Raw genomic sequence first — 22537 nt, 5'->3', positions numbered from 1 at the left:
AATGGGAGACAATCAGAAGCCAGGGTTATAGTACTGTTTCTTTACCAAAGGTTACTTCGAACAATAGGCGTTTTCTGTAATGATCAATTTAATGAAAGGTCAATGAGGTTTTGTGTGCGTTGCAGAATAGCTCTGTTAATAATACATTGCATTACGAGAGAAGATTAATTGCTTGGTCATGAGAATTATAGCCTTATCATTAATTGTATTGCTAAACGGGTGCAGTTTGTTTGGTAACGAAGAAAATGCATCCGATGGAATTTCCGGGGAGTGGGAATGGTATTTAACCTCTGGAGGATGGGGCACACATATTGAGGCCGATACGGCCGGATACGACATAACCCTTAAAATATACAACCAAAAATGGGCGGACTGGTTTAGAAATGGAACACTCGTACAGAAGTATGCCATTAGGGAAGACACAAGAGGAAGATTAGTTATGTATCACCTGAATGGGGATACGACGAAGGTAGACTGTGGTTTTAGAATAGATCATCACCCGGAAATAAATGAATTACACCTGCCATCGGCACGTTGTACCGATGTGCCTGTCTACTACTTTAAAAGAAAGTGATTTTTTTTAACCATTGAAACTGAAATGCTGTTCTTCTTTTACAGAGGTACTTCCGGGTTCAAACGTTCTCTCCGTAAAATCAATATTTCCATCACGGTCAATTAAGAAGACGGTGGAGCAACGGGTGCCATAATCTTCCGACTTGATGAAAATGGAAGACACCAGTCGCTCCATTTTTTGAGACAAGCCGGTTTCGGGAAGTTCAGAATCCGGAGCTTTCATCTCGTCTGTCAACAGGCTGAAAAGAGCTTCCTTGTCCATCTCTTCATGTTGCAAAACTTTAGTTAGGCCTGCTTTTGCGCGCTCTGTTTTGGGCCAGGAGGTATCCAGCAATGCATTACTCAATCCATGGACACCGGGTGCCACCTCCGTGATTTTGTTATCCTGATTGGAAAAGTGAAAAATGCCGGATTCATCGGAAAGCAACAGGTTGAAGCCGTTATACTGATGGGCGGTTTGCTTGAGTTCATCAAGATAATCAACTGCGGATCGGGAGTTTTTCAGGAACTCAAGGGGTAAATCGCCGCGGGTAGGCGCATCCTCTTTGATGTCACTTAGGTCTCTATAATTTGTGAGAGTAGCCCAGCGGCCGTCTTTGTGTACTCCCAGCCAGGTTCCGCCGCCTTGTATGTCCTTGCCTGCTAAAATATTAGGATGGCCTTCTTCGGTCCAGAATTGGGCTTTACGGGTAGGGCGTTCGTAAAATTCATCACGGTTACCGGCAAAGACCAGTTGGTATTTAGGATGAGCGTTGTTGGCAAAAGTGATTAAACACATTGGCTGCTGGTTATCGTAGAATGTTATTAAGATGAATATATTCCTGAGCTCCTCGGTTAGCACTTAAAACCTAAGCAGGTTCAGTTACGTTTCCTATAGAAAAACCATTTCATAACAACGGTGATTTACTGCTTGATAAAATGGCCTCCAAAATGCTGCAGCAGGATTCACTTAGCCTTATATCATTTATGATCTATTTAAAGATTTTGTTACAACTAAATCATAGCTTAATTATCTTGTCGGCCTTGATATGATGTTAGAACTTCACCAAATTTTTTGTTTATGGGACTCAGCCAGTCTGTCGAAGATTATTTAAAAGCTATTTATGTCCTTCAGTCTGAGGGAAAATCAGCCACTACTACCAGAATTGCAAAAGCATTGAGCGTATCATCTGCTTCAGTGACCAATATGCTGAAAAGACTGGCAAAGATGAACCTGCTTGAATATAAATCTTACCAGGGGGCTACCCTCACCAATGCAGGCAAGAAAATTGCCCTGGAGATTCTGCGGCATCACCGGTTGTTGGAGCTTTACCTGAAAGAAGTGATGGGATATTCATGGGATGAAGTACACGAGGAGGCTGAAAATCTGGAACATCATATCTCCGAGCAGTTTGAAGAGCGCATCGCAGAACTGCTCAATCACCCAACGCACGATCCTCACGGAGACCCCATCCCAACCAAAGACGGAGTAATGCCAAAAATGGCAAGTTTGTCAATTTCCGAAGCAGATGAAGACACCCCATACATCATTGGCCGCGTAAAAGATCAAGACCCAGAGCTGCTTCGATATCTGGAAAAAATAGGCGTTTTACCCGGTGTAAAAATTAAGATTCTGGAAAAGACGCCATTTAACGGCCCGGTAAAGGTTAAGCTTGAAGAAGAAGAACAGGTTATAGGGCATGCCGTGGCCAGCGAGGTATACCTGGTAGATGCTCCGCAAGTTTAAAATACCACACATCGGATACTAGCTCCTCGTTTTTATAAGATGCGAATTAGCAGTTTGCTATAAAGCCCGTCATTGCGAAGGCTGTCCTGGCCGCAGGGAGCACAGCCTGTGGCAATCTCCCGGGTAATGTCTCTATGGGTTGTCTGGGAGATCGCTTAGTTCCGATTTTTCGGGACGATAGTCCGCCTTTTTTTACGTCATTCTCATCATGAACTCACGTTAATTACACACCTAAAAGCTTAGTTATCAAATATATAAAGTTATTGATGGCTCATCTAATCCTTATAATATTTAGTTTTAACTAAAAATTATTTTAGCCGGTTGATATAGGTTTTCGAATTATATAATTTAGTCTTAGCTAAATAAATAATTTGCTGAAAAAAATATTATATGAATATCAAAACAGTTTTGAGCGTTTTTATTGTGATGGGTTACCTGTCCGTCTCTGCAATAGCCCAAGAGAAAACAGGTACTGTAATTGGAACCGTTAGCTCCCAAGGGGAAGTCATAGTTGGCGCAAATGTGGGTATTCTTTCATTACAAAAAGGAAGTGCAACGGATACTGAGGGCAAGTTCATTATAAAGCAAGTACCGACGGGAAATTATTCATTACAGGCTTCGGCGCTAGGGTTTGAGAAGGTAACAATAGCAGTTAAGGTGAAAGCCGGACAAACCACAGAGATAAATATTGAGTTCATGAAATCTATGCTGGAACTTGAACAGATGGTGGTAACCGGGACCATGCGGAAAACCCATGTAAAAGACTCACCGGTAAAGGTAGAGGTTGTGAAGGCCGGACAGCTACAGCAGGGAAAAACCAGTGCCAACATCATGGATTTAATCGGCGGAGTGAATGGTTTATCTACCCAATTGAACTGTGGTGTGTGCGGCACCAATGCTATACGCATAAATGGGGTGGAAGGTCCCAATACGGCGGTGTTGATTGACGGCATGCCCATCATGGGCGCATTGGCTTCGGTGTATGGTTTGAATGGAATAAGTCCCTCTGTCATTGATCAGGTAGAAGTGATTAAAGGTCCGCAGTCTACTCTTTACGGAACACAGGCGCTGGGCGGGGTGGTGAATATCATCACCAAAAACCCGGCTTTGACTCCGGCTTTTTCTGCTGATGTGTATGCCAAGAGTACGGAAGAGGGAAACGTAAATATTGCTTTTTCACCAAAATTTGGACGATTTGAAGGATTTATAAGTGGAAACCTCGTCCGGCTCGAAAATTATTTTGATAAAAACGGAGATAGTTTCAATGACTTGGTGAAGCAGTCTCGTATTTCTTTGTTTGGGAAAGGAAGCTTGCTTGGCAAAAACATGGAACAGCGGTTAAATGTAGCGGCAAAATATTATTCGGAAGACCGAACCGGAGGCGTAGAAGCTTTTAAAGATGATATGCGAGGCTCCGATCAGGTGTATGGCGAATCTATTTATACCAACCGCTTTGAGCTTATGACCGAGTACCGCCCGGCGGGACTGAATGAGCAATTGCGCTTCAATGGGGCCGTCACCTACCACAAACAGGACAGCTACTATGGAACCGATTGGTACGATGCACAGCAGGGAATTGTGTTTGGTCAGGCTACCTGGGATCAGCCCGTTGGCAATGATTTCCAGCTATTGGCCGGTTCCACTATCAGATATGAAACCTACAATGATAACACGCCCGCAACTTCAGACGGTGCGGACCAGCGGTGGATTCCCGGAATGTTTACGCAGGCTGAACTTAGAGCTGGAGATTTTAGCTTTTTGGGAGGCCTTAGGGTAGATCATCACTCCGAACATGGTTTTGTTACTTCCCCGAGGTTATCAACCAAATTCAGTCCATCAGAATTAACCACATTTCGTGCTAGTGCCGGAACGGGATTTCGGGTGGTGAATGTGTTTACGGAAGATCATGCCGCACTTACTGGCTCGCGGGAGGTCGTTTTTAATGAAGATCTGGAACCAGAAGAATCCAGAAGTATCACCGCCAGTCTGGAACAGATAATTCCCTTTGGAACCAATCCAATGACCGTCAGCCTGGATGGGTTCTATACTCATTTCACCAATAAAATTATCCCCGATTACGAACAGGATCCTAACCTGATTGTATACGAAAACCTGGATGGCTTTTCCGTAACACGTGGCTTTTCGGTGGGATTAGAGCAGAACTTCACGGCCTTGCCATTTAGGTACAATGCCAGTGTGACCATCATGGATGTGTACACGCAAGAAGCAGGGAGGAGGCAAGCCTTGACCTATGCCCCGGAATATACCGGTGTATTTGGTGCGAGCTATGATATCCGTTCGTTAGATATTTCGCTCGGCTACAGTGGCAATTTGGTGGGCTCCAAGCGCATGCCCGATGGATATGTGGAGCATTTTGGTCGTGACCAGTGGTCGCCGGCTTACACTACCCACGACCTTAAAATCACCAAAGAGTTTACCAATGTGAACAGTGCAAATGGTGTTGGTTTTGAAGCGTACCTGTCGGCTGAAAATATTTTCAATTACACACAGGGAAGTCCGCTGGTGGATGCCGGTAATCCCTTTGGCCCGGATTTTGACACGATTTACACCTGGGGTCCTATTTTAGGGCGTACCCTCTCTATTGGTGCCCGATTAAATCTTAGGTAGAGGATATCCATGTATCACAAAAAATTATCCTTTAAGTGGTTGGCTCCCTGCATTGTAATTCTGGTTGGGTTGATTGCTGTAGATTCGGTCTTAGCCCAGGAAAAAGAACTGAACTGGGCATCTTTTGAAGAAGCCATGGAACTTGCGAAAAAGGAAGACAAGCCAATTCTGGTGGATGTTTGGGCTCCCTGGTGTGGTTGGTGCAAGAAAATGCAAAAAGAGGTGTACCCGGAGTTATCAAATACCTTAAACAAGAAATTTATTCTCACCCATTTAAACCGGGATGACAACGAAACCAAAAAGCATTTCCAGCATTATTCGTTAACCCCGCTGCGTTTGGCACAAAAGCTACAGGTGCAATCCGTGCCTGCTATTGTGATGCTTTCAGAGGAGGGCGAATATCTTTTTCATATAACCGGGTTTGTACAGCCTGAAGAACTTGAGCCGTTGTTAGAAGCTGTTGCCGCTAAGTATTGACCTTGGCTTGGGAAGAAATTTTATTCGACATTCACATCATTTAATTAGCGTCATCTTCTTGGTAAGTACCTGGTTTTCGGCTTTGAGTTGATACATGTACAGACCGGATGGCAGGGCCTGGCCGGAGGAGCTTAGCGCATTCCAGGTAACGGTTTTCTCTCCGGCAGATTGACGTTCGTTTACCAGGGTGGCTACTTCAGCACCCAGCACATTATACACCTTAAGTGTTACCTGTGAGGGCTTGTTGAGGGTATAACGTATGGTCGTACTGGGATTGAAGGGGTTGGGATAGTTTTGCTGAAGGGTGATTTTGTTGGGCAGGTTTTCGGGCTGTTCCGTAGAGGTGGTGATACCGGAAAGGGCTTCTTCAATGGTTTGCTGAATTTCAGAAATGTTGTTGTCGGCCGAGGAGTTGTCCGCACTCTTGAAAATGAGGGTGCCATCTGCATTAACCACAAGGGAGTTGTCATATTCGGTTTTGCCGTAATAATCTACGGAAGTCTGTTTGGCCATTAGCAATAACGGGAAAGTCAGGTTAAAATCACTCTTAAAGGTTTCAACAGCCGATACCGGGTCATTCCATACTTCTATACCCAGCGCTACAAAATTGGGATTGGAAGCAAACATAGCGTGTATGTCATCGCGTATAGTAGGCGCGGCTCCTCGGCAAAGCGGACAGGTAGCCCCAAAGAAAAACAGATACACCACTTTGCCCTCATAATCGGAGAGGGATATTTCGCCATGATCCAGGGAGTTGTAGGTGAAATCCGGCGCTTTTTCTCCAACTTCTACTTGCGCCATCAGGGCGGTTTGTGTTATCAGGAACAGGGATAAAATGGTGAATGCTTTTTTCATAGGGCATCCTCTTATTGGTTAAAAACGGGTAGTGAATCTCATTTCAACGCCTTCAAAGTCTAAAATTTCATAACAAATGCCGGAGGTACACGCAGTCCCCCCGCGTCGCTTCCCTCCAAAAAGATCTAACGTATGGGAGCGGTTAATCTTGTAGCGGAGATTGCCACCCAGCCAAAACCGGGTGTCGCCTTCAATTTCCAGGGTGTTGGGGTTGTCTGTAAGATTCAAGTCATTACTGGCTTCAAACACGGCACTGATGGTTAGATCAGGCGGGAAGCCTACCGAAGCAGAACCATAGTAGTTTCTGATTTTATCGGGATTGAAGCTTCGGTCAAACTGCTGAAATTGTAGATCTACTGTGAGATTCCACTCGTAGTTGAAGCTCTTGTCTACAATCAACCCGCCGGAAACCCTGTGTTCTTCTCCCTGCAATTCATCGGTGGCATAATCCAGAAATGATTTAAAGGAAAGGAAGTCATTTAACAGGTAGGTGCCTTCCAAAAAATACTCTCTGAATTGGTAGGCTTGCGAAATATCATTGACGGCACGGGTGTAATTGGCGGTTAAAGAATGTCCGCCCTCAAAGGTGTAAAAAACTTCAAACTGGAATCCTGATTCGTCCCGCGTTTGCAGCACATGCGTACTTCGGTTGAGTACCGGGTATGTGTGTTCTTTGATTAGAGAAGGAGGATCGTTATAGCCGGCACCCAGACGAAAGTTGTGGTAGTTTTTGTATTCAACACTAACGCCAAACGACTCATAGAAATAGTTGAGTCCGCTATAGAGGGCATAAGAATCTTCTTCCCTGAATTGAAACAACGCGAAATCAGTGTCAAAAGCATATTCGCCGTATAGCTGAAGGTTGAATGGCGTGTTGTAGTTGTACATGAGGGAAGCGAATTCCCGGTAGATGCTTTCTCCATCTGAATGGCTTCTCATGAAGGTTCCGCCAAAACTAAGATCATCGGTGAGATTAAAATTAGATTCTACCGCCTCAATCAAGTCGGGGCGGCGCGCACTATCCGGTTTAAAGTTTGGAGGCAGCGGGTTATACAACGGCCGGGCCCGTAGCGCAGTAACTTCTGCCCAGTCATTACTGTAGCCAATAGCCACGCCTTCCTGATCTCTGTTAAAAGCATAGCGGGTGCGGTAAAAATCATCCTCGTACACTGAGCCGGGAATTTCATAACTGCGCAGCAACAGGCCTCGGCCCAGCGTTTCGTAGAAATTTCCGATGCGGATGTTAAAGCTTTCATCCTGGTACTGCAGGCGTTTTTGGGTCATCGAAAAGTAATTGCGATCGTTATAGGGCGTCATGAAGGATTCAAACCGGCCGTACACGCTTATATTTTCCTGATCATAAAAAAGGTTTAGCCGATCGTAAGAGGTAGTGAGATCGGTGTTTCCTTCAAAAGGCAGGTTTCCGTATTGAAACTCAAACAGGTTGGTGCCATACAGCTGCGCCCAGGCGGAAGAGGAATTCCAGGCGATTAGCCCAAATACTATGGCAATGACGGCCCACTTCATTCTTTTAAAAGTTTGGAGATTTCAGCCTCAATCATTCTCTCATCCCCGGGCGTGTAGCCTTCATGGAAGTACACCACTTCGTCGTCACTGTTTACAATCAAAAGGGTAGGCACGGCATACACACGCAGGCGAGACATCACGTTGTTATCGGTATCCAAAAGAATGGGGTAATCTACCCCCATGGATTTAGCGAAGGGTTTTACCTTGGAGAGATTTCTTGGTCCATCTACGCTAATGCCAATAAACTGTACACCCTGTGCAGCCAGACGATCATTCATTTCCACTAATTTGGGGATAGATTTGATGCAGGGTTTACACCAGGTCGCCCAGAAGTCAATCACCGTAAGCTTTTCGCCCTTTAATTCTTCATAGGAAACGGTCTGGTTATCCAGGTTTTTGAGCTTGAAGTTATACACTTCAGGACCCGTAATTGCGGCTGATGAGAGAAATATCAGGAAGGCAAGGAAGAATTTCATAGCTATACCGTTAGGATGTTATACCATCAATATAACGGAAATTCGGGCTTAGGCAACATTTAGGGAGTATCTGGTGCAGGATTGTAGAGGGTAGGAAATTCGAAGGCCATTTTTAACACTTTACCTGGCTCCGGAATGAGGTTGAAACAGGAATTAATAATCGCCACTCGCAAATCGGTCTATCGATTAATCGTCTATCTGTTGGTTACCGCTTATCAGCTCGGAAGAAAGAGTTCTTCACCGCAAACGGAAGATTTTTGAATTAGAAGGAGATTGTCACCAAAGCGTCCCCTTGCCCTGCGGCGCGGCCAAAGAAAAAATGCGTTATAAGTGAGCCGGAGGGAAAGGAGCAGAGATAGGGTCCGTTGTAAAGTCGCTTAAGTTTATTCTGTTTGAACCATGATTAACGGGATTTTAGGATTAGCAGGATTATTTAGTTCGCCGCTCGCAGATCGCTAACCGGTCAATCAACAATCTGCAGAATATTATCTCTCTGCCTCAAAAGACTCTTCACTTACAACTCATAGAAACCTTGAATCAGCTGAATGCTGATTCCAATAGAATTTCGATAGACCGATTTTCGATTAACGATTTGCGAATAACCGCTACTCAACCGGCTCTAGAATAAACCCATAATTATAAGGCTGGTTGCCGTCGATGGTATACTGCGGCAGGGTGCGCTTGCCCCAGCTGTTGACCCCACCCACGCCGTGGACTTTCAGGTCAAGGTTCACGTTGATAAAGTCGCTGTCGGGCAGTTCGTGGTTATGTTCAGCTCGCTCCAGATCCTGTTCCATATAGGGCCAGGCACGGAATGAGAGGGCCTGCAAACCCTTAACTTTCAGCCCCTTCCCGCTGCTGTTCTTGAAGACGATCCAACGAGTATCGGTACGGTTTGCATTATCCTGAGGAGCGATATACGGAACCACAAACTCATCCAGGGCCAGCTGGTAGATGCCGAGATGTGACGCATGCTTTCGATCCTGGTAATTTTCGATTGGGCCACGCCCGTACCACTCAATCGTATCATAATCTTTTGACAGTGCCAATCGCATACCGAACTTTGGTATCAGCGGAGTTTCCCCTTCGCCCGGCTGGTAATCGGCCTGAACCTGCAGCGCACCCTCATTGCTAAGTACGTATCGGAGCTGATAGTCCGCATTCCCTACCGGTAAGGTAAAATCAAATACGAGTTCCAAGCGGCTATCCGATTCATTGACGGAGACGTCTTTAAGCGTTCGGTTCTGAGCCGCATATTTCCACGCACCCAGCCGCTGGATATACTGACTCCCTTTCTGGTTGTCATTGGGCAGCTTCCAAAAGTAGGGCTCGAGGGCATGCTCCAGGTACTCCTCGCCTTTGACGCGATAGCTTGTTAGCGATCCGTTGGTGCGGTCGAAGGTAAGCTCAACATCAGGTAGCGTCAGTGAAATCCGGGAGTCGGTTTCCTCCATCTCAATTTCGTTTTCTCCGGTAGCACCAAGCTCCGGATAATCATATTCACGAACCACAAACTGATCCTCAGCTACCGCAAAACCCGACTCTGCCCATTGTTTGTCCTCTTTCAGATGCACCGACAGCTCCAGGGTTATTTCGCCTTCCCGGTCTTGCCAGTTTGCAGGATATGGGACATCGATTACAGCACGCTCATGGGGTTCCAATCTCAGGTCATCGATCACGCCACCTGCAAAGCTTTGCCCGTTTTGGCTTAGTTGCCACCGGAACTCAAATTGGTCCAGATTCGTGAAATCGTAGCGGTTGATCAGCTCAACACGGCCCTGCTGGAGATCCTCACCCTCGAACCAGACATCCTGGTAAGCGTACTTCAATTCGTAGTAATGCGGATGCGGTACCCTGTCGGCACCGACCAAACCGTTAAGACTGAAATTTCCATCGTTGGGTACGTCACCGAAATCACCGCCGTAGGCCCAGGTTTCGTTGTCATTCAGGGTCAGGCGCGTGGGGTCTCCTGCATAATGAAGAGGGCGCCCTGTTTTCTTTTTTGCCAGCGCCTGGTCTACCAAGTCCCAGACGGCCGCACCCATGACGTTCGGCTTATCGTAAATAACCTCCATATACTCCTTCATATTACCGCCGGAGTTCCCCATCATATGCGCATATTCACGCACCAAAATACTCTCGTTGGGGTTGTTTTCGGCTGCTTCCTTCAGCGTTTCGGGATAGGGATAATCGACATCCAGCATATCGGAAACATCCGATTGCTCGTGGTAGTAGATTATTCGAGTGTCATCGATCGCCTCCATCGCCTCACGCATGGCCCTCAGGTTGGGGCCCGCGCCGCCTTCGTTACCCATCGACCACATAATGATACTGCTGTAGTTCTTGTCGCGCTCTACCATCGACACGCCGCGGTCAACATGCGCCTTTTTCCACATGGGAGGCACGCCCATCATCTCGTTGCCATGACCGAAGTGGTGCGATTCCTGGTTGGCTTCATCCATCACGTACAGGCCATACTGATCGGCGAGCCGGTAAAACTCGGTTCGGTTGGGATAGTGAGCGGTACGCACCAGGTTGATGTTGGCCTGTTTCATCAGCTTGATATCCTTGATCATCGTGGCCCGGTCCACATAACGCCCCATGTGTGGATGATGCTCATGCCGGTTCATGCCTTTTACCTTCACTTCCTGTCCATTTACAAACAGGCGCTGATTTTTCTTTTCCACCTCACGGAATCCAAACTGCCAGGGTATGGCTTCAATCAGGTTGTCTTTCCCATCGAGTACACGGATGACTGCCTGGTACAGTGTCGGTGTTTCATCGGTCCAAAGTTCGGGACTTTCGACCTGCAAACTCCGGGTGACAGTCGTTATCTCTCCCGCAGCCAGCCGGCCTACTTCTGCGCGCAATCCCGATTCACTATTCTGCAGCAAGTTGCCTTCGGGATCATATACCAGGGTTTCGATCTTGTAATTCCGGGCATTTCCGCTGCCGGTGTTTCGCAGGGTATAATCGATCTCGAGGGTGGCATCCTCGTAGTTTTCATCCAGATCTGTTTTTAGGAAGGAGTCATGCAGGTGGGTCTGGTTGCGTGCAATGAGGTCAACATCCCGGAAGATACCGCTCAGCCGCCACATATCCTGATCCTCGAGGTAGCTGCCGTCCGACCATCGGTAGACTTCCACGGCCAGCGTGTTTTCTCCTTCCTGTAGATACTCGGTGATGTCAAACTCAGCCGGGGTAAAGCTGCCCTGACTGTAGCCCACTTTTTCCCCGTTCACCCACACATACATCGCTGACTTCACGCCGCCGAAATGTAGGTAAACCTGTTTACCGTCCCAGTGGTTGGGGATGGAAAACGTGCGGCGGTAGCTGCCCACGGGATTACGCAGCTCAAAGCTGGTATACTGGACGTGCGGTTCGGAGGTCACCTTAGGCGTATCCACCGCAAAAGGGTAGGTGATATTGGTATAAATCGCTTTGCCGAAGCCCTGGGTTTGCCAGTTGCCGGGCACCTGGATATGATTCCAGCTGCTCACATCAAAGGAAGGTGTATAAAAATCGATCGGACGCTCCTCCGGGGTTGGCGACCAGTTAAACCGCCACTTCCCGTTCAGGGAGCGCACCAGGCTTGAAGCACCTTCCTTTTGTGCCTGCTCAAAAGAAGCGTAGGGCGTCAGTTCAGTACGAGGAGGCTCCGTGTTGATGTTGATCACCGACGGATTCTCCCAGTCGGGACCTTCGGTGTTTTGTTGGGCATGCAATGCATGTTCCCCCATTCCGGACAGGATCATCATTAGTGAGAGGACAAGGAAAACAGGTAGAGATCTGAAAGCTGCGTTCAATGGATTCATAAATCACAAATTATAACTTAGGCTGAAAATAATGTTTGTGTGAGGTGGGATATCTTAAATGACTCCGTTTCGTTTGAAAAGGTAATCTATGTTAACGTGAGTTCGACATAAGAATTACGCAAAAAAAGGCTGGTCATCGCGAGGAGCCCATTTATGTGCATAAGATTATTATGCGTACCGACGAAGCGATCTCCCACCAACGCTCAGAGGCATTATCCGGGAGATTGCCACGGTATTTGCTCCCATACGGTCGCTGAATACCTCGCAATGACGGGTTTTATATCGAACTCACGTTATGTTACATACTAATCTCATCTTATAAGAGATACCTAAACACAAAATATACTATCATTGAAATGAATACGGAAGGAGAAACAGGAGGCTTGTCAGTGCCTTGAAAGTAGTTTTTTCGGGGCGTTATTTCCGTGGTTAGACATTCAGGGTCAATGTAAGGAGGGAAAGTTGGAGACCACGCCTTTCAGGAACCAACAGTATGTCAGCCTCCCTGTTAAATGCCGTGTAAGTTGCCGATAGATCAACGATCATCTACTCGGACCGGGTGGTCCACTAAGGCATTCCCAACCGGGTGGTTGGGAACGAGGTTAAAACGGTTTGATTAAGCTACCGATTAATCGTAATGAGTCCACATTCTGATTACTTTGACAACTTTCTCTTTTTCATAGACTTGATACACTAAGCGATGCTGGATATTGATTCTCCGCGAGTAAGCTCCTTCCAACTTACCGACCAATTTTTCATAAGGAGGATATTCTTCAAAAGGATTTTCTTTAATAATCTCCAACAAGTCTTCGATCTTGGGTTTTAAACCGGAGGAAGCGGCTTTCCTGGCATCCTTTTTTGCTTGTTTAGTATAAACGAGTTTGTACCTGCTCACCAGTCGAGATCGTCTTCGGTTTCTTCAAGAGGTGTATTCATTCCTTCAACAATAGATTCTTGCATTCCGGGAATGGAACTAAGGTAGAGCGTTTCTTGAATAGACCGCCAATCATCTTCACTGATCAAAACAGCATTCGATCGTTTTCCGGTAATTTGGATTGGTTCGTGCGTATCAGACGCTTCGTCCAATAATTTATATATATCTTTGCGAGCTTGAGTAGCTGTTAATGTTTTCATGGTGAAAAATTGGTTGGTTAATCACTCATTAAAAACGTACGCCATTCCGTACATATTATCAAGTTTTTGGAATAGGTAGCATAATGGGCTTGGCACAAGTGATGAGGCTAAAAGTTCAGACCAAGCAAATAGTTTGAGGCAGAGCCTCCGGTTGGCATTATGGAGCAAAGCGCCGTAACGAGGATAAGCACCGGAGAAGGTCACAGAGCCGTCCAATCCATTAGAGGTAGATTGGTTTCTTAATTGTTTTAAAGAGATTATACTCCGATTAACGAATATTCGAGAAGATCTATATTTGGTAAGAACTTATAATGCTTTTGGTTTTTACTGATTATTTTTGCTTCCAAGTCTAAAGAAGTGGCGGCGATCAGCATATCATTTATCTCCACCCCATGACTGGATCTAAACATTTTCATCAGCTCAAATGCTGTTTGGGAGATCGGTTTAGTAACAAATTCTACGTGAATATCTGAAAGTAATTCATCCACTTTCTTTAAGTCTTTCTTGCTTCTGCATCCGGAATACAGTTCCATGGCGGTAATAACGCTTATGCTGAGTAAGAATTTATCTTCAAGATTGGCCATTGTTTGAATAGCAGCAGGCTTGTCCAAGCTAAAGTCGATGAGAATGTCTGTGTCAATAAGTATGAGTGTAGCCATAGAACAGGTCAGTCAGAAAAACGGCTTTTCCTAAGTTCCCGAACCCATTTTGTGCTATCCTGCATGTCTTCCCGATCTTTCCACATTCCCCGAAATGAACTTTCCAGAATGGATTTTTTTTCAGATAAATCAGTTTCTTCTGATTGTTGAAGATACTTTTTAGTTAGAAATTCGACAAAATCCGCCGCTTCTTGTTGTGCTTCAGAGGGAAGTTTCTTGATTTTTTTTATGAGTTCTTTTTCAGACATGCTTGAATGTACTTAATCTGGGACACTTTTAAAACGAAAGGAGAAGGGGAGGAGTATAATGGCTAAAAGTTCAGATCAGGCAAATAGTTTGAGGAAGAGCCCCCGGTTGGCATTACGTAGTAGGGCACCGTAACGACTGCAAGACATTCGCAGCCCGGAAATTTACACACGCGATTTCCAAGATTCAGGGTTTCGATGCTGATGTAAAATTGCAAACACCGAAATAGCATCTTTTTGATCTACAAAATAAATCGAAAAAGGAAATCTGTCGACTAAAGCCCTTCGCACTATATCTTTATAAACAACTTGGTGGTGGTGAGGAGTACGAAAAACGGAATTTAACTTTACATCTACACATCGGGCAAATTCTTTCCCCAATCCAGGATTCTGATCTTCGTACCAATCATGAGCATCCTTGAAGTCTCTCTCTCTGCCCGTGGGGTAAGAATGAGTGTTTTATCCACGATCTACAGGTATTCTGTTCGGATTTGATCCCATGGTTTTCCATTTGCTGTATCTTCATCAAGGGTTTTCAATCGTTCTTCCAGAATACTTTTGTGATGTTCCGGAACCGCAACATCCTCAGGGTCAGAAGCTATTGAATCCCACAGGGCTTCTACCAACTTTATTTTCTCATTCTTATTGAGGCGCGATATTTCTTTAATCAGCGTGTCTTCCATGATTATTGCATTTAATTAGGCTCAACAATTTGAACAAAAAGAATCTCTAAAGCAATCTTTGAACGCTGATCTCGATTACTCATCCTCGCGCGAAGCTGGCCTCCGGTTGGCATTACGGAGCGGAGCGCCGTAACGAGTAGAAAAGTTAATTTATTAAATAATGAACGGAGAGTTAAAAAGCCAGAAAGAAGCAAGTCCTGGCGAGGCGTGTCCGCTTAATGCGCGGGTTAGATGTAAAATCTTTGATTAATTAGTGGCAGACTTTTTGTACCCTTCTTTTAAGAGTTCAAAATATGGTACACGTAATAATGTACCTAACATTTCATGAGTGATTTCTGAAACCATTTTGCTAAAAAGCTTTGAGTTTTCAATAGCAAAAGGCTGTGAAACATCATATTCCATTAACTGGCGAAATATTTTTTCTGATTTGGATCGACTGGCCTCAATAAGTCTATCCATGTTATTTAGTAAAACATTCTCCCATTCATGTAAACCTCTGGTGTTCCTTGCATTTTCCAATCTATTCATCAAGAAAAAATAGGAGTGATTAAATAAAAAATAGTAGTTTTCTTCTGCTTTTTTTGAAAGAAGATGCTTCCAAATATCGTAAGAAATTTCTTTTTGTAATTTTATTGAAAATAATGTTTCGGGAAAGCCACCTGATATTTCTTTAAAATCATTTACATAATCATCAAAAAAGCCCATCATTTCCTCTTTTGACAAAGTTCCTAAATTTTCAGAGGAATAATCATAAGTTTGCTCTCTTAAGAAATTGAGTGGTTTGGATTTCTCTAATTTCAAGAACAATCGGGTAACTTTTTTGGGGTCATTTCCCTGATATTCATTTTCCTCAATAGTTTCTCTTAAAACGGAAAGAAAAAACTTGAGCTTTTGATCTCTAGAATTAGAATTTTGGGTCTTAATTTTTTCTTCCGTAAGCTTTTTAACTCTCAGTTCACACCTTTCTTCATCAATTTCTTCTGAATCTTCTTTATAATGTGACAAATAATGAGTTGTCTTTTCTTCTAACTCTCTCGTCACCTTAAATACTGGCTCTTTACAAATTGGACAGACAACCTGAAAATATTCGCAATCTTTGTATTCTATTCCTTCAGCGTTAAGTGTTTCTCTTAAAAGAATGCTATACCCAATTTCCATATTTGTTTCTAGATGAATTTAGTTTTACAGCTAACATAATATTATTCAAACGATGGTATTATTAAGGCGAACGAGCCAAAAACACCTTTCCTCGCACCTTCTTATTCGCATAATGTGATTTTTTTGAGATTTTACCCCAACCATCGTTCGCCTAAGCGGTTCGTATTATATCCCACCGAATCAGATTCACCTACTCATCTCCCCGCGAAGGCGGTCTCCGGTTATCATTAGAAATCGTATCAATCAGTTTGTTATATGGATCGATGCCAATGGACGTCGGTTTCTTATCTACCGTGATGGTAATTTCGTTCAGGATGTCCGTGAATTTTCGTTTTTCGAGATAGAGCACGGTTTCGTTGCCCAGGGAATCGGTGCCGAATACGCCTACCTCAATCCAGTCGCGAAGCGGGAGGGATTGCACCGGCCGGCGGCGGCCTTCAATTTCTACGGAAAGACTGTCACCCGCCTCATTCTTGTAAATACGTTCCCCCGTTTCTCCCGTTCGGTATTTCGCAGCCTGCAATGTCATGTTGACTTCATAAGTGCTGTCGTTTACTTCCGTATAGGATGCATCTTCCACGCGATTGTCGTACAGCGTGATGGTCTCAAACATATCGGTGATAAGGTATTGCAACGAATCCGGCGTGGCAGCTTTCAGGTATTCCAGCAACTCCAGGGAGGTGGTGTACGGCGGCTCCTGAAACCCGACATCGTCAATGTAATCGCTGAGGGCGGCATTGAGTTTGTCGTCTCCGATATAATCACCCAGCGCATAAAACACCAGCGAGCCTTTGTTGTAATGAATGTATTGCTGATTTTCGTTGTAGATCAGCGGCAGTTCACGCTGCGATTCCATGGTGCGGCCAGTCAGGTAGCTATCCAGTGCATCCTTCAGGAAATACCGCATTTGGTGCACGCCATATTCCTTTTCCAACACTTTCAGCGCGCTGTATTCCGAGAGACTTTCAGACAACATGGTGGCACCCTGCACATTCGCGCCAATCACCTGGTGCGCCCACCACTGATGCGCCACCTCATGAGCGGTTATGCTAAACGGATAATTCACCGCATCTTCGGCGGTCGTATCCACATCGGCGATGAAACCCACGGCTTCAGAATAAGGAACCGTGTTGGCAAACGACTGCGCAAAACTTCCTCCGGTTCGTGGAAACTCGATGATGCGCAGCTGCCGGAACTGGTACGGACTGAAGTTTTCGGTGTAATAATCCAGCGACTTCTTCACGCCTTCCATCATGTAATCCAGGTTGTAGGTGTGGTCGGGATGATAGAAGATCTGGATATTTACATCATTCCAGGTGTCCTGCATTATCTCATACTCCGCAGAAATAAAGGAATAGAAATTCACGATGGTGCTGTCCATTTTGTAATGGAAATAGCGCCGTCCGTCCTCTTCCCATTCATCCTGAAGATAGCCGGGAGCAATGGCCGTTTGTTCCGGGGAAGTGGAAATCGTGGCCTCAAAATCGATCCAGTCGGCATCGCTGGAGATGTAATTATCCATGCGGGCGGCGCTGTCGGTAATGGCGGGCATGCGCGGTTTCTCGGGCAATCCGTAGCGATCCCGGGCTTCACGGCCACTCAATTCCGCAGATTCCTGATAGCCAATTCTCGGGAAAATAGAGTTGTTGATGAAGGTCCCGTTATATCGCACGGGCGACTCATTTTCCAGGATCTCGTTTTCTTCATTTGAAAGTGCGAAGGTAAACAACACCGAGTCACCGGGCATAAGCGGTTCGGCCAGTTGGTAGATGTCGTAATTCATGGAATCATCTTCCAGCACTAGCTCGAAATCCCGATCAAAATCAAACACACTGATATAATTGTTATGGTCGATATGGATGGAGTCGATCGGGAAGGAGGTTTTATTTTCCAGGATGTACGTTCCGGCCACTTCAAAATTCCGGGTTTCCGGATACAGGTCCAGGTCGATAGTGCTGGATACAATGCGGGGTTGTGGAATATCCCGGAAGTGGCCGTAGTTCTTCTCAAAATCAGCCGTTCGTTTTTCCCATTCCTGGGATGAAATATATTCGTGTTTGATGTTATTCACGTAATAAATCCAGGTACCCATGCCCAAAAATCCAATCAGTGAGATCGTGAAAATAAGCTTCAGTTTCGGGGTGAAGGCTTCTTTGGCATTCTGAATGCGCTCTTTGAAATTTCCCGGTAATCCTCTTCGGAACAGCACAATCGCAAGCACATAAAGTGCAATAGAGAGCAGCAGCCAATAGCCTTTATACACAAAGTACGGAGCCAGTGACCGTCCGTATCCGTTCATATCAGAATAGCCTGTGCCCGGTGCTTGGTTGAATTTGAAGACCGTTTGCTCAATCCCAATTTCACCCAAAAAGGTAATGCCGATGGAAATCACCAGCAACAGAATAAACCCGATGTAGTAATTCTTGAACAGGCTGTGCATGAAAATAGAGAAGAGTCCCCAGATGACCACGTGGATCAGTGAAATGGCATAGAGATCAAAGAGGTATTGCCCGATCTCGAAATTGTAATATCCATTGAAGATCTGCACTCCGAGTCCGGCAATCATTATGATAGAAAGCAGGGCCATCTGCATGAGCACGAGCGCCAGGAATTTGGAAAACAAGATGGTCCAATTGGCGGTGGGAGTTACGTGAATCAGCTGATCCATGTTCTCGCCGCGACTACGATGAATGAGCATTCCGGCGTATAAAAAAGTCAAAATGTTAATGAACAGACTAAAGAAGGTACCGGGCAATTCAAGCATTTGCCAGGTGACGGGGAGGGTATCAGTGCCATAAATTTCACCTCCAATTAAGATTACAGTCAGCGAGATTAGCAAGCCGATCAGTGCAATAATGATGAATGCCCAGCCACTTACGATGTATTTGAAATCAACCTTGGCGAGTTGCCACGATAACTTCAGGTTCTCAACAAAGGAGAAATTCATGTCTATTTTAGGCATGTTCACCGTGAGGATGCTGCCGAAGTTCTTCTTCGTAACGGCCTCTCCCTTTTTCTTTTTGAAGAAGTTGAAGCTGAACGCTTGTTGTGTGAAACTGAATCCCCAGTAGACCAGGCCAAAGATAACGAGTCCGAGTCCGCCCCAAATGAGGCGGTTGTAGAGGATCACTTCACCCCAGGGGAGCGGATTTTCATTCTGTTCAAAAACGGTCCAGTATTCGGTATAGTAGGCATTTGCCTCACCTCCGTACGGATCGAGCAGGGCCGCCAGGTATTTATTATCCAGATCAGATGTTAGGTTTTGCGCAAAAATCTGGATCAGGAAGAAAGTCAGGATTATAATAAAGGCCACGTTGACATTCCGGGTAAAGGCAACGATCGCAAATACCATCGCCCCGAAAAAGATCATGTTGGGAATCAGGTAATACAAAAACGGCTGTACATAATTCATCAGGTTAAAAGGGCCGAGGAGATCAGGATTGGTGCCCGGGGTAATGGTTCCGAGAATAATGCCTAAAGCCGCAGCCATCATCACCAGGGTAGAAACCGTAAGTCCGGCCATAAACTTACCCAATAAATATTCCCACTTGGTGAAGGGATAGGAATACAACACCGAGTGCATGTGGTGTTTGTAATCGCGGTAGATGGTTCCGCCAATCAGGGCCGGCAGGAAGAAATAGAGAATAATGCCCATCTCGTTCAGTAAGCCGTTGATGGCAATCGGAGAATTAACAATGGTGAGCGTATTAATGCTAACTGTGAGGCTTTCAAAAATGCCCGCCGCGCTGATCATCACAAAATAGGAGAGGGCAAACATGAATCCGGCATATACATAAAAGGAAGTTTGGCGTAGCCAGTACCGAATCTCAAAAGAAAAAATGGAATAAAACATAGTGAACGAAATGATGGATTAAGCAGCTACAACTTCTTTCTCTTCGCGAAGGGTCACGAAATATACATCCGCCAGATCGGGTGCCTTGGCTTCGAAGGTTTCATCCGGCTGCTCGGTTCCGTGCACACGAATATTCAGTGTGTTATCCTGGTTGAAGTTGGAAGAGATGAGGTTAAATTGTTTCTCGTAAGCTTCCAGTTCATCCCGCTGGATGACCTTCGTCCAGATTTGTCCGTCCAGTGCTTCTACCGCTTCTTTTGGGGTGTGATGACTCAGAATCCGCCCGCCATTCATGATGGCCATATCGGTACAGAGTTCTTTCACATCATCCACAATATGAGTAGAAAAAATGACGATGTGATTGGTCCCAATTTCCCGCAATACATTCAGAAAGCGATGGCGCTCGGAGGGATCGAGTCCGGCCGTGGGTTCATCTACGATGATGAGTTTTGGGTCGTTCAGCAACAACTGGGCGATTCCAAAACGCTGCTTCATTCCTCCCGAATATCCGGCTACGCTTTTGTTTTTTACTTCGAGTAAGTTGGTGACTTCGAGGGCGGTGTTCACCATTTCCGTACGCTGAGCACTGTTGGCAATTCCTTTCAACCGGGCAAAATAATGCAGCAGGTCTTCGGCCGACATTTTGGGATACACCCCAAATTCCTGCGGCAAATACCCCAGCACTTTTCGAAGACTTTGTTTGTCTTCAAGAATGTTGATGTCATCCAGAAAGGCAGAACCCGTATCGGGAGCCTGAAGAGTGGCAATGGTACGCATCAGTGTAGATTTCCCGGCGCCGTTGGGGCCCAAAAGCCCAAACATGCCCGATTCAATTTCGATGGTAACATCGTCAAGGGCTTTTACCCCGTTCTTATACGTTTTAGAAATATTGGAAAGCGTAAGTTTCATAACCCGGTTTATTAATTGTTAAATCCCGAGCATGAGTATAAGTAAATCACAGTTTTAATCGAAAATAAAAACTTAAATGAAAGGGAAGGGTGTGCGGAATTTCAGTATTTCTAAAAAATCTATTATTCATATATAGAGTTATTCTGAGCCATTAGTTTGCCCAAAAGCGGGCAACACCATGAAGAAGCTGACAGCTCTGTGATGGGCAGACCGGGCGTCGGGTGAATTTTTGAATACCACTTTTATCAAGTAAAAAACACCGTCTTTGCGAGGAGATTATGATGCATAAGGTAAGTTTGGGTTGCGTAACGACGCGGCAATCTCTTTAAAACCGCTTGGGATATGTAACAACGGGGCGTTGGAGAAGGAGTTGCTAAGATTAAAAAGATTGCCACGGGCTGTGCTATCGCTGCAGCCCTCGCAATGACCAAACGTTGGGTAGATTTTTGAAAAAACCCACTTTTGTCTTTAAATCTTCATCCTGGATGAGTAAGCCTTCCGCACAATCAAAATAAGAAAGCCCGGATGCTCAATACAACCGGGCTTTCGTTAGCTTTTAAGGTTTGGTTCGTTTCACCACCATCTTATCGTTGGCTGCAGTAATTCTATCGGCTTGTAATCCGCTATTAAGCACAAGGGTGTAGAATTTTTGGGCCTGATCCCATGGGAATTCTCCAAATTTGATATCGGTCAATTCCCCGTTGGCCTGGATGTCTAACCAAATGGCAAGGGTTATACCGGTGGTATCAGCAATGGTAAATTCATTATACACCTCATCATTAAGGAAACCATAAGTATGTATAGTGAACCGGTTTCCATTGGCTGCGAATTCATATTTACGCAGTGATTTGAGTGTTTTGAATTTATCCAGCCGTATAGCTTCTCGAATGCCATATTGGTAGATTTCATTGATTTCTGCAATGGATGCTTCTCCGTTTATTACATAATCCATGAGGCCATCCATGTCGTTATCCCGGGCCCGGAATACCAGGTTGTCACCTTCATAATAGGCCAGCATATTAACCCCGTCTCCTTCGGGCATTACAATACTAGTGATGGTGTAATCACCATTTTGATAGGTAAACGGGAAGACGGTTTTGACGGCCGTATTTTTAGTAGATGAGCAGGCTGCAAACAACAACAGCGAGATGGTGAGTAGCAGTTGTGTTGTGTATCGCATAAGACACCTCCGTCAATTTGTTAGTGTCTATACGAATAGTAGTTAAAACAGCATCCCTTTCAAAATAAAATCGTGTTTAGAGCCAATAGCGTCCGAAAGGTTAAAATTATGTACATCTTAGTTTTCCATCGCTCCATACCCTCTGTCTCTTTGGAGAGACCGGTTTGTAAGCAGCCCCCGTAGAGAGGGTAGTGCCAGTGGTTATATCTTTTTTTAAGGCACGCTTCGAGGCCTTGGCTTCCCTCTACCTCGCTTTATGAGCAAGCTCATTCCGCACATCCTCTCCTCCGAATGCTCGGAGCAGGCTGAAGAGGGACAATTTTCTGGCCTGTATTCATCTCACTAATCCGGTTATATAAAAATAACTTTCATGATATATGATGGGGGTATTGCCAAAAAAGCATTTTGCAAGATTCAATCGTCAGGTGAGCTGGAGTCGTCGGACGAACTAAGGGGCTTAAAAGAGAGGATCAAACTCGTCCGACCACTGATATAGAAGCAACCGTTTGGATCATTGGTATAGCTCTATTAAGCAAGCCGTACTGCTAAGCAAGAAGTGGTCTCATATGTTAGAGGGAGTAACATTTACCAACAGGCAAAAGGTTGTATAAGTAGCTTTTGATCTTTACTCTCTGCCTG

18 protein-coding genes are annotated in these 22537 nt (G+C 45.2%); 4 read left to right on the top strand and 14 right to left on the bottom strand.

Going from position 1 to position 22537, the window contains the following annotated elements; all coding sequences use genetic code 11:
• Window positions 1–178: 178 nt before the first annotated feature.
• Complete coding sequence (locus FN815_RS16200; protein ID WP_142455708.1) at window positions 179–574, top strand: hypothetical protein; 396 nt, start codon at window positions 179–181, stop codon at window positions 572–574.
• A gap of 6 nt (window positions 575–580) precedes the next feature.
• On the opposite strand, the gene FN815_RS16195 is transcribed toward FN815_RS16200, so the two are convergent.
• Window positions 581–1351, bottom strand: coding sequence for an NRDE family protein (locus FN815_RS16195; protein WP_142455707.1), 771 nt, complete (start codon window positions 1349–1351; stop codon window positions 581–583).
• A gap of 282 nt (window positions 1352–1633) precedes the next feature.
• On the opposite strand from FN815_RS16195, the gene FN815_RS16190 reads away from it, so the two are divergent.
• The 3 genes from FN815_RS16190 to FN815_RS16180 all read left to right on the top strand — a co-directional run bounded on the left by FN815_RS16190 (window position 1634) and on the right by FN815_RS16180 (window position 5404).
• Window positions 1634–2299: a metal-dependent transcriptional regulator gene (locus tag FN815_RS16190; protein WP_142455706.1), complete on the top strand. Its 666-nt coding sequence runs from the start codon at window positions 1634–1636 to the stop codon at window positions 2297–2299.
• 390 nt (window positions 2300–2689) lie between these two features.
• Window positions 2690–4927 carry a TonB-dependent receptor gene (locus FN815_RS16185; RefSeq protein ID WP_246075332.1) on the top strand — a complete coding sequence of 746 codons (2238 nt, stop codon included), beginning with the start codon at window positions 2690–2692 and terminating at the stop codon, window positions 4925–4927.
• A 9-nt stretch (window positions 4928–4936) separates the two neighbouring features.
• Window positions 4937–5404, top strand: a complete 468-nt coding sequence (locus FN815_RS16180; protein WP_142455705.1) for a thioredoxin family protein — start codon at window positions 4937–4939, stop codon at window positions 5402–5404.
• A gap of 36 nt (window positions 5405–5440) precedes the next feature.
• On the opposite strand, the gene FN815_RS16175 is transcribed toward FN815_RS16180, so the two are convergent.
• The 13 genes from FN815_RS16175 to FN815_RS16115 form a co-directional block, all read right to left on the bottom strand.
• Window positions 5441–6259 carry a peroxiredoxin family protein gene (locus tag FN815_RS16175; RefSeq protein WP_142455704.1) on the bottom strand — a complete coding sequence of 273 codons (819 nt, stop codon included), beginning with the start codon at window positions 6257–6259 and terminating at the stop codon, window positions 5441–5443.
• Between the two features lie 18 nt (window positions 6260–6277).
• A complete protein-coding gene (locus FN815_RS16170) occupies window positions 6278–7786 on the bottom strand; it encodes a DUF6029 family protein (protein WP_142455703.1) in 1509 nt (502 codons plus the stop codon).
• Window positions 7783–8262, bottom strand: a complete 480-nt coding sequence (locus tag FN815_RS16165) for a TlpA family protein disulfide reductase (protein ID WP_142455702.1) — start codon at window positions 8260–8262, stop codon at window positions 7783–7785. Before FN815_RS16165 ends, FN815_RS16170 begins: the two co-directional genes overlap by 4 nt.
• 605 nt (window positions 8263–8867) lie before the next feature.
• Window positions 8868–12020: a beta-galactosidase, LacZ type gene (gene lacZ / locus FN815_RS16160; protein ID WP_185957339.1), complete on the bottom strand. Its 3153-nt coding sequence runs from the start codon at window positions 12018–12020 to the stop codon at window positions 8868–8870.
• A 685-nt stretch (window positions 12021–12705) separates the two neighbouring features.
• Entirely contained in the window at window positions 12706–12972 is a 267-nt protein-coding gene (locus FN815_RS16155; protein ID WP_142455700.1) for a Txe/YoeB family addiction module toxin, read from the bottom strand.
• Window positions 12969–13211 (bottom strand): type II toxin-antitoxin system Phd/YefM family antitoxin, encoded by a 243-nt coding sequence (locus tag FN815_RS16150; protein ID WP_142455699.1) that lies wholly within the window; start codon window positions 13209–13211, stop codon window positions 12969–12971. The genes FN815_RS16155 and FN815_RS16150 overlap by 4 nt, the downstream gene beginning before the upstream one ends.
• 257 nt (window positions 13212–13468) lie before the next feature.
• Complete coding sequence (locus FN815_RS16145) at window positions 13469–13870, bottom strand: type II toxin-antitoxin system VapC family toxin (protein ID WP_142455698.1); 402 nt, start codon at window positions 13868–13870, stop codon at window positions 13469–13471.
• A gap of 8 nt (window positions 13871–13878) precedes the next feature.
• Window positions 13879–14118, bottom strand: a complete 240-nt coding sequence (locus FN815_RS16140) for a DUF2281 domain-containing protein (protein ID WP_142455697.1) — start codon at window positions 14116–14118, stop codon at window positions 13879–13881.
• A 467-nt stretch (window positions 14119–14585) separates the two neighbouring features.
• Window positions 14586–14798 (bottom strand): addiction module protein, encoded by a 213-nt coding sequence (locus tag FN815_RS16135; protein ID WP_142455696.1) that lies wholly within the window; start codon window positions 14796–14798, stop codon window positions 14586–14588.
• Window positions 14799–15044: 246 nt separating this feature from the next.
• Window positions 15045–15956, bottom strand: a complete 912-nt coding sequence (locus tag FN815_RS16130; protein ID WP_142455695.1) for a hypothetical protein — start codon at window positions 15954–15956, stop codon at window positions 15045–15047.
• Window positions 15957–16146: 190 nt separating this feature from the next.
• Window positions 16147–19809 carry an ABC transporter permease/M1 family aminopeptidase gene (locus FN815_RS16125; protein WP_142455694.1) on the bottom strand — a complete coding sequence of 1221 codons (3663 nt, stop codon included), beginning with the start codon at window positions 19807–19809 and terminating at the stop codon, window positions 16147–16149.
• 18 nt (window positions 19810–19827) lie between these two features.
• A complete protein-coding gene (locus FN815_RS16120) occupies window positions 19828–20718 on the bottom strand; it encodes an ABC transporter ATP-binding protein (RefSeq protein ID WP_142455693.1) in 891 nt (296 codons plus the stop codon).
• Between the two features lie 556 nt (window positions 20719–21274).
• On the bottom strand, window positions 21275–21898 hold the full coding sequence (locus FN815_RS16115; protein WP_142455692.1) for a hypothetical protein: 624 nt from the start codon (window positions 21896–21898) through the stop codon (window positions 21275–21277).
• Between the last annotated feature and the right edge of the window lie 639 nt (window positions 21899–22537).

Origin of the sequence: Gracilimonas mengyeensis, assembly GCF_900182705.1 — a bacterium.
GTDB lineage: Bacteria > Bacteroidota > Rhodothermia > Balneolales > Balneolaceae > Gracilimonas > Gracilimonas mengyeensis.
Note: the sequence above shows the minus strand (reverse complement) of the source record. Positions and strands in the feature narration are given on the sequence as shown.

Bases quoted from the DNA above. Each gene is read 5' to 3' on its own strand.
- FN815_RS16165 (WP_142455702.1), bottom strand. From the start codon at position 8,262: ATGAAATTCTTCCTTGCCTTCCTGATATTTCTCTCATCAGCCGCAATT.
- lacZ (WP_185957339.1), bottom strand. From the start codon at position 12,020: ATGATGATCCTGTCCGGAATGGGGGAACATGCATTGCATGCCCAACAA.
- FN815_RS16170 (WP_142455703.1), bottom strand. From the start codon at position 7,786: ATGAAGTGGGCCGTCATTGCCATAGTATTTGGGCTAATCGCCTGGAAT.
- FN815_RS16180 (WP_142455705.1), top strand. From the start codon at position 4,937: ATGTATCACAAAAAATTATCCTTTAAGTGGTTGGCTCCCTGCATTGTA.
- FN815_RS16200 (WP_142455708.1), top strand. From the start codon at position 179: ATGAGAATTATAGCCTTATCATTAATTGTATTGCTAAACGGGTGCAGT.
- FN815_RS16195 (WP_142455707.1), bottom strand. From the start codon at position 1,351: ATGTGTTTAATCACTTTTGCCAACAACGCTCATCCTAAATACCAACTG.
- FN815_RS16120 (WP_142455693.1), bottom strand. From the start codon at position 20,718: ATGAAACTTACGCTTTCCAATATTTCTAAAACGTATAAGAACGGGGTA.
- FN815_RS16145 (WP_142455698.1), bottom strand. From the start codon at position 13,870: ATGGCTACACTCATACTTATTGACACAGACATTCTCATCGACTTTAGC.
- FN815_RS16115 (WP_142455692.1), bottom strand. From the start codon at position 21,898: ATGCGATACACAACACAACTGCTACTCACCATCTCGCTGTTGTTGTTT.
- FN815_RS16125 (WP_142455694.1), bottom strand. From the start codon at position 19,809: ATGTTTTATTCCATTTTTTCTTTTGAGATTCGGTACTGGCTACGCCAA.
- FN815_RS16150 (WP_142455699.1), bottom strand. From the start codon at position 13,211: ATGAAAACATTAACAGCTACTCAAGCTCGCAAAGATATATATAAATTA.
- FN815_RS16175 (WP_142455704.1), bottom strand. From the start codon at position 6,259: ATGAAAAAAGCATTCACCATTTTATCCCTGTTCCTGATAACACAAACC.
- FN815_RS16135 (WP_142455696.1), bottom strand. From the start codon at position 14,798: ATGGAAGACACGCTGATTAAAGAAATATCGCGCCTCAATAAGAATGAG.
- FN815_RS16190 (WP_142455706.1), top strand. From the start codon at position 1,634: ATGGGACTCAGCCAGTCTGTCGAAGATTATTTAAAAGCTATTTATGTC.
- FN815_RS16140 (WP_142455697.1), bottom strand. From the start codon at position 14,118: ATGTCTGAAAAAGAACTCATAAAAAAAATCAAGAAACTTCCCTCTGAA.
- FN815_RS16130 (WP_142455695.1), bottom strand. From the start codon at position 15,956: ATGGAAATTGGGTATAGCATTCTTTTAAGAGAAACACTTAACGCTGAA.
- FN815_RS16185 (WP_246075332.1), top strand. From the start codon at position 2,690: ATGAATATCAAAACAGTTTTGAGCGTTTTTATTGTGATGGGTTACCTG.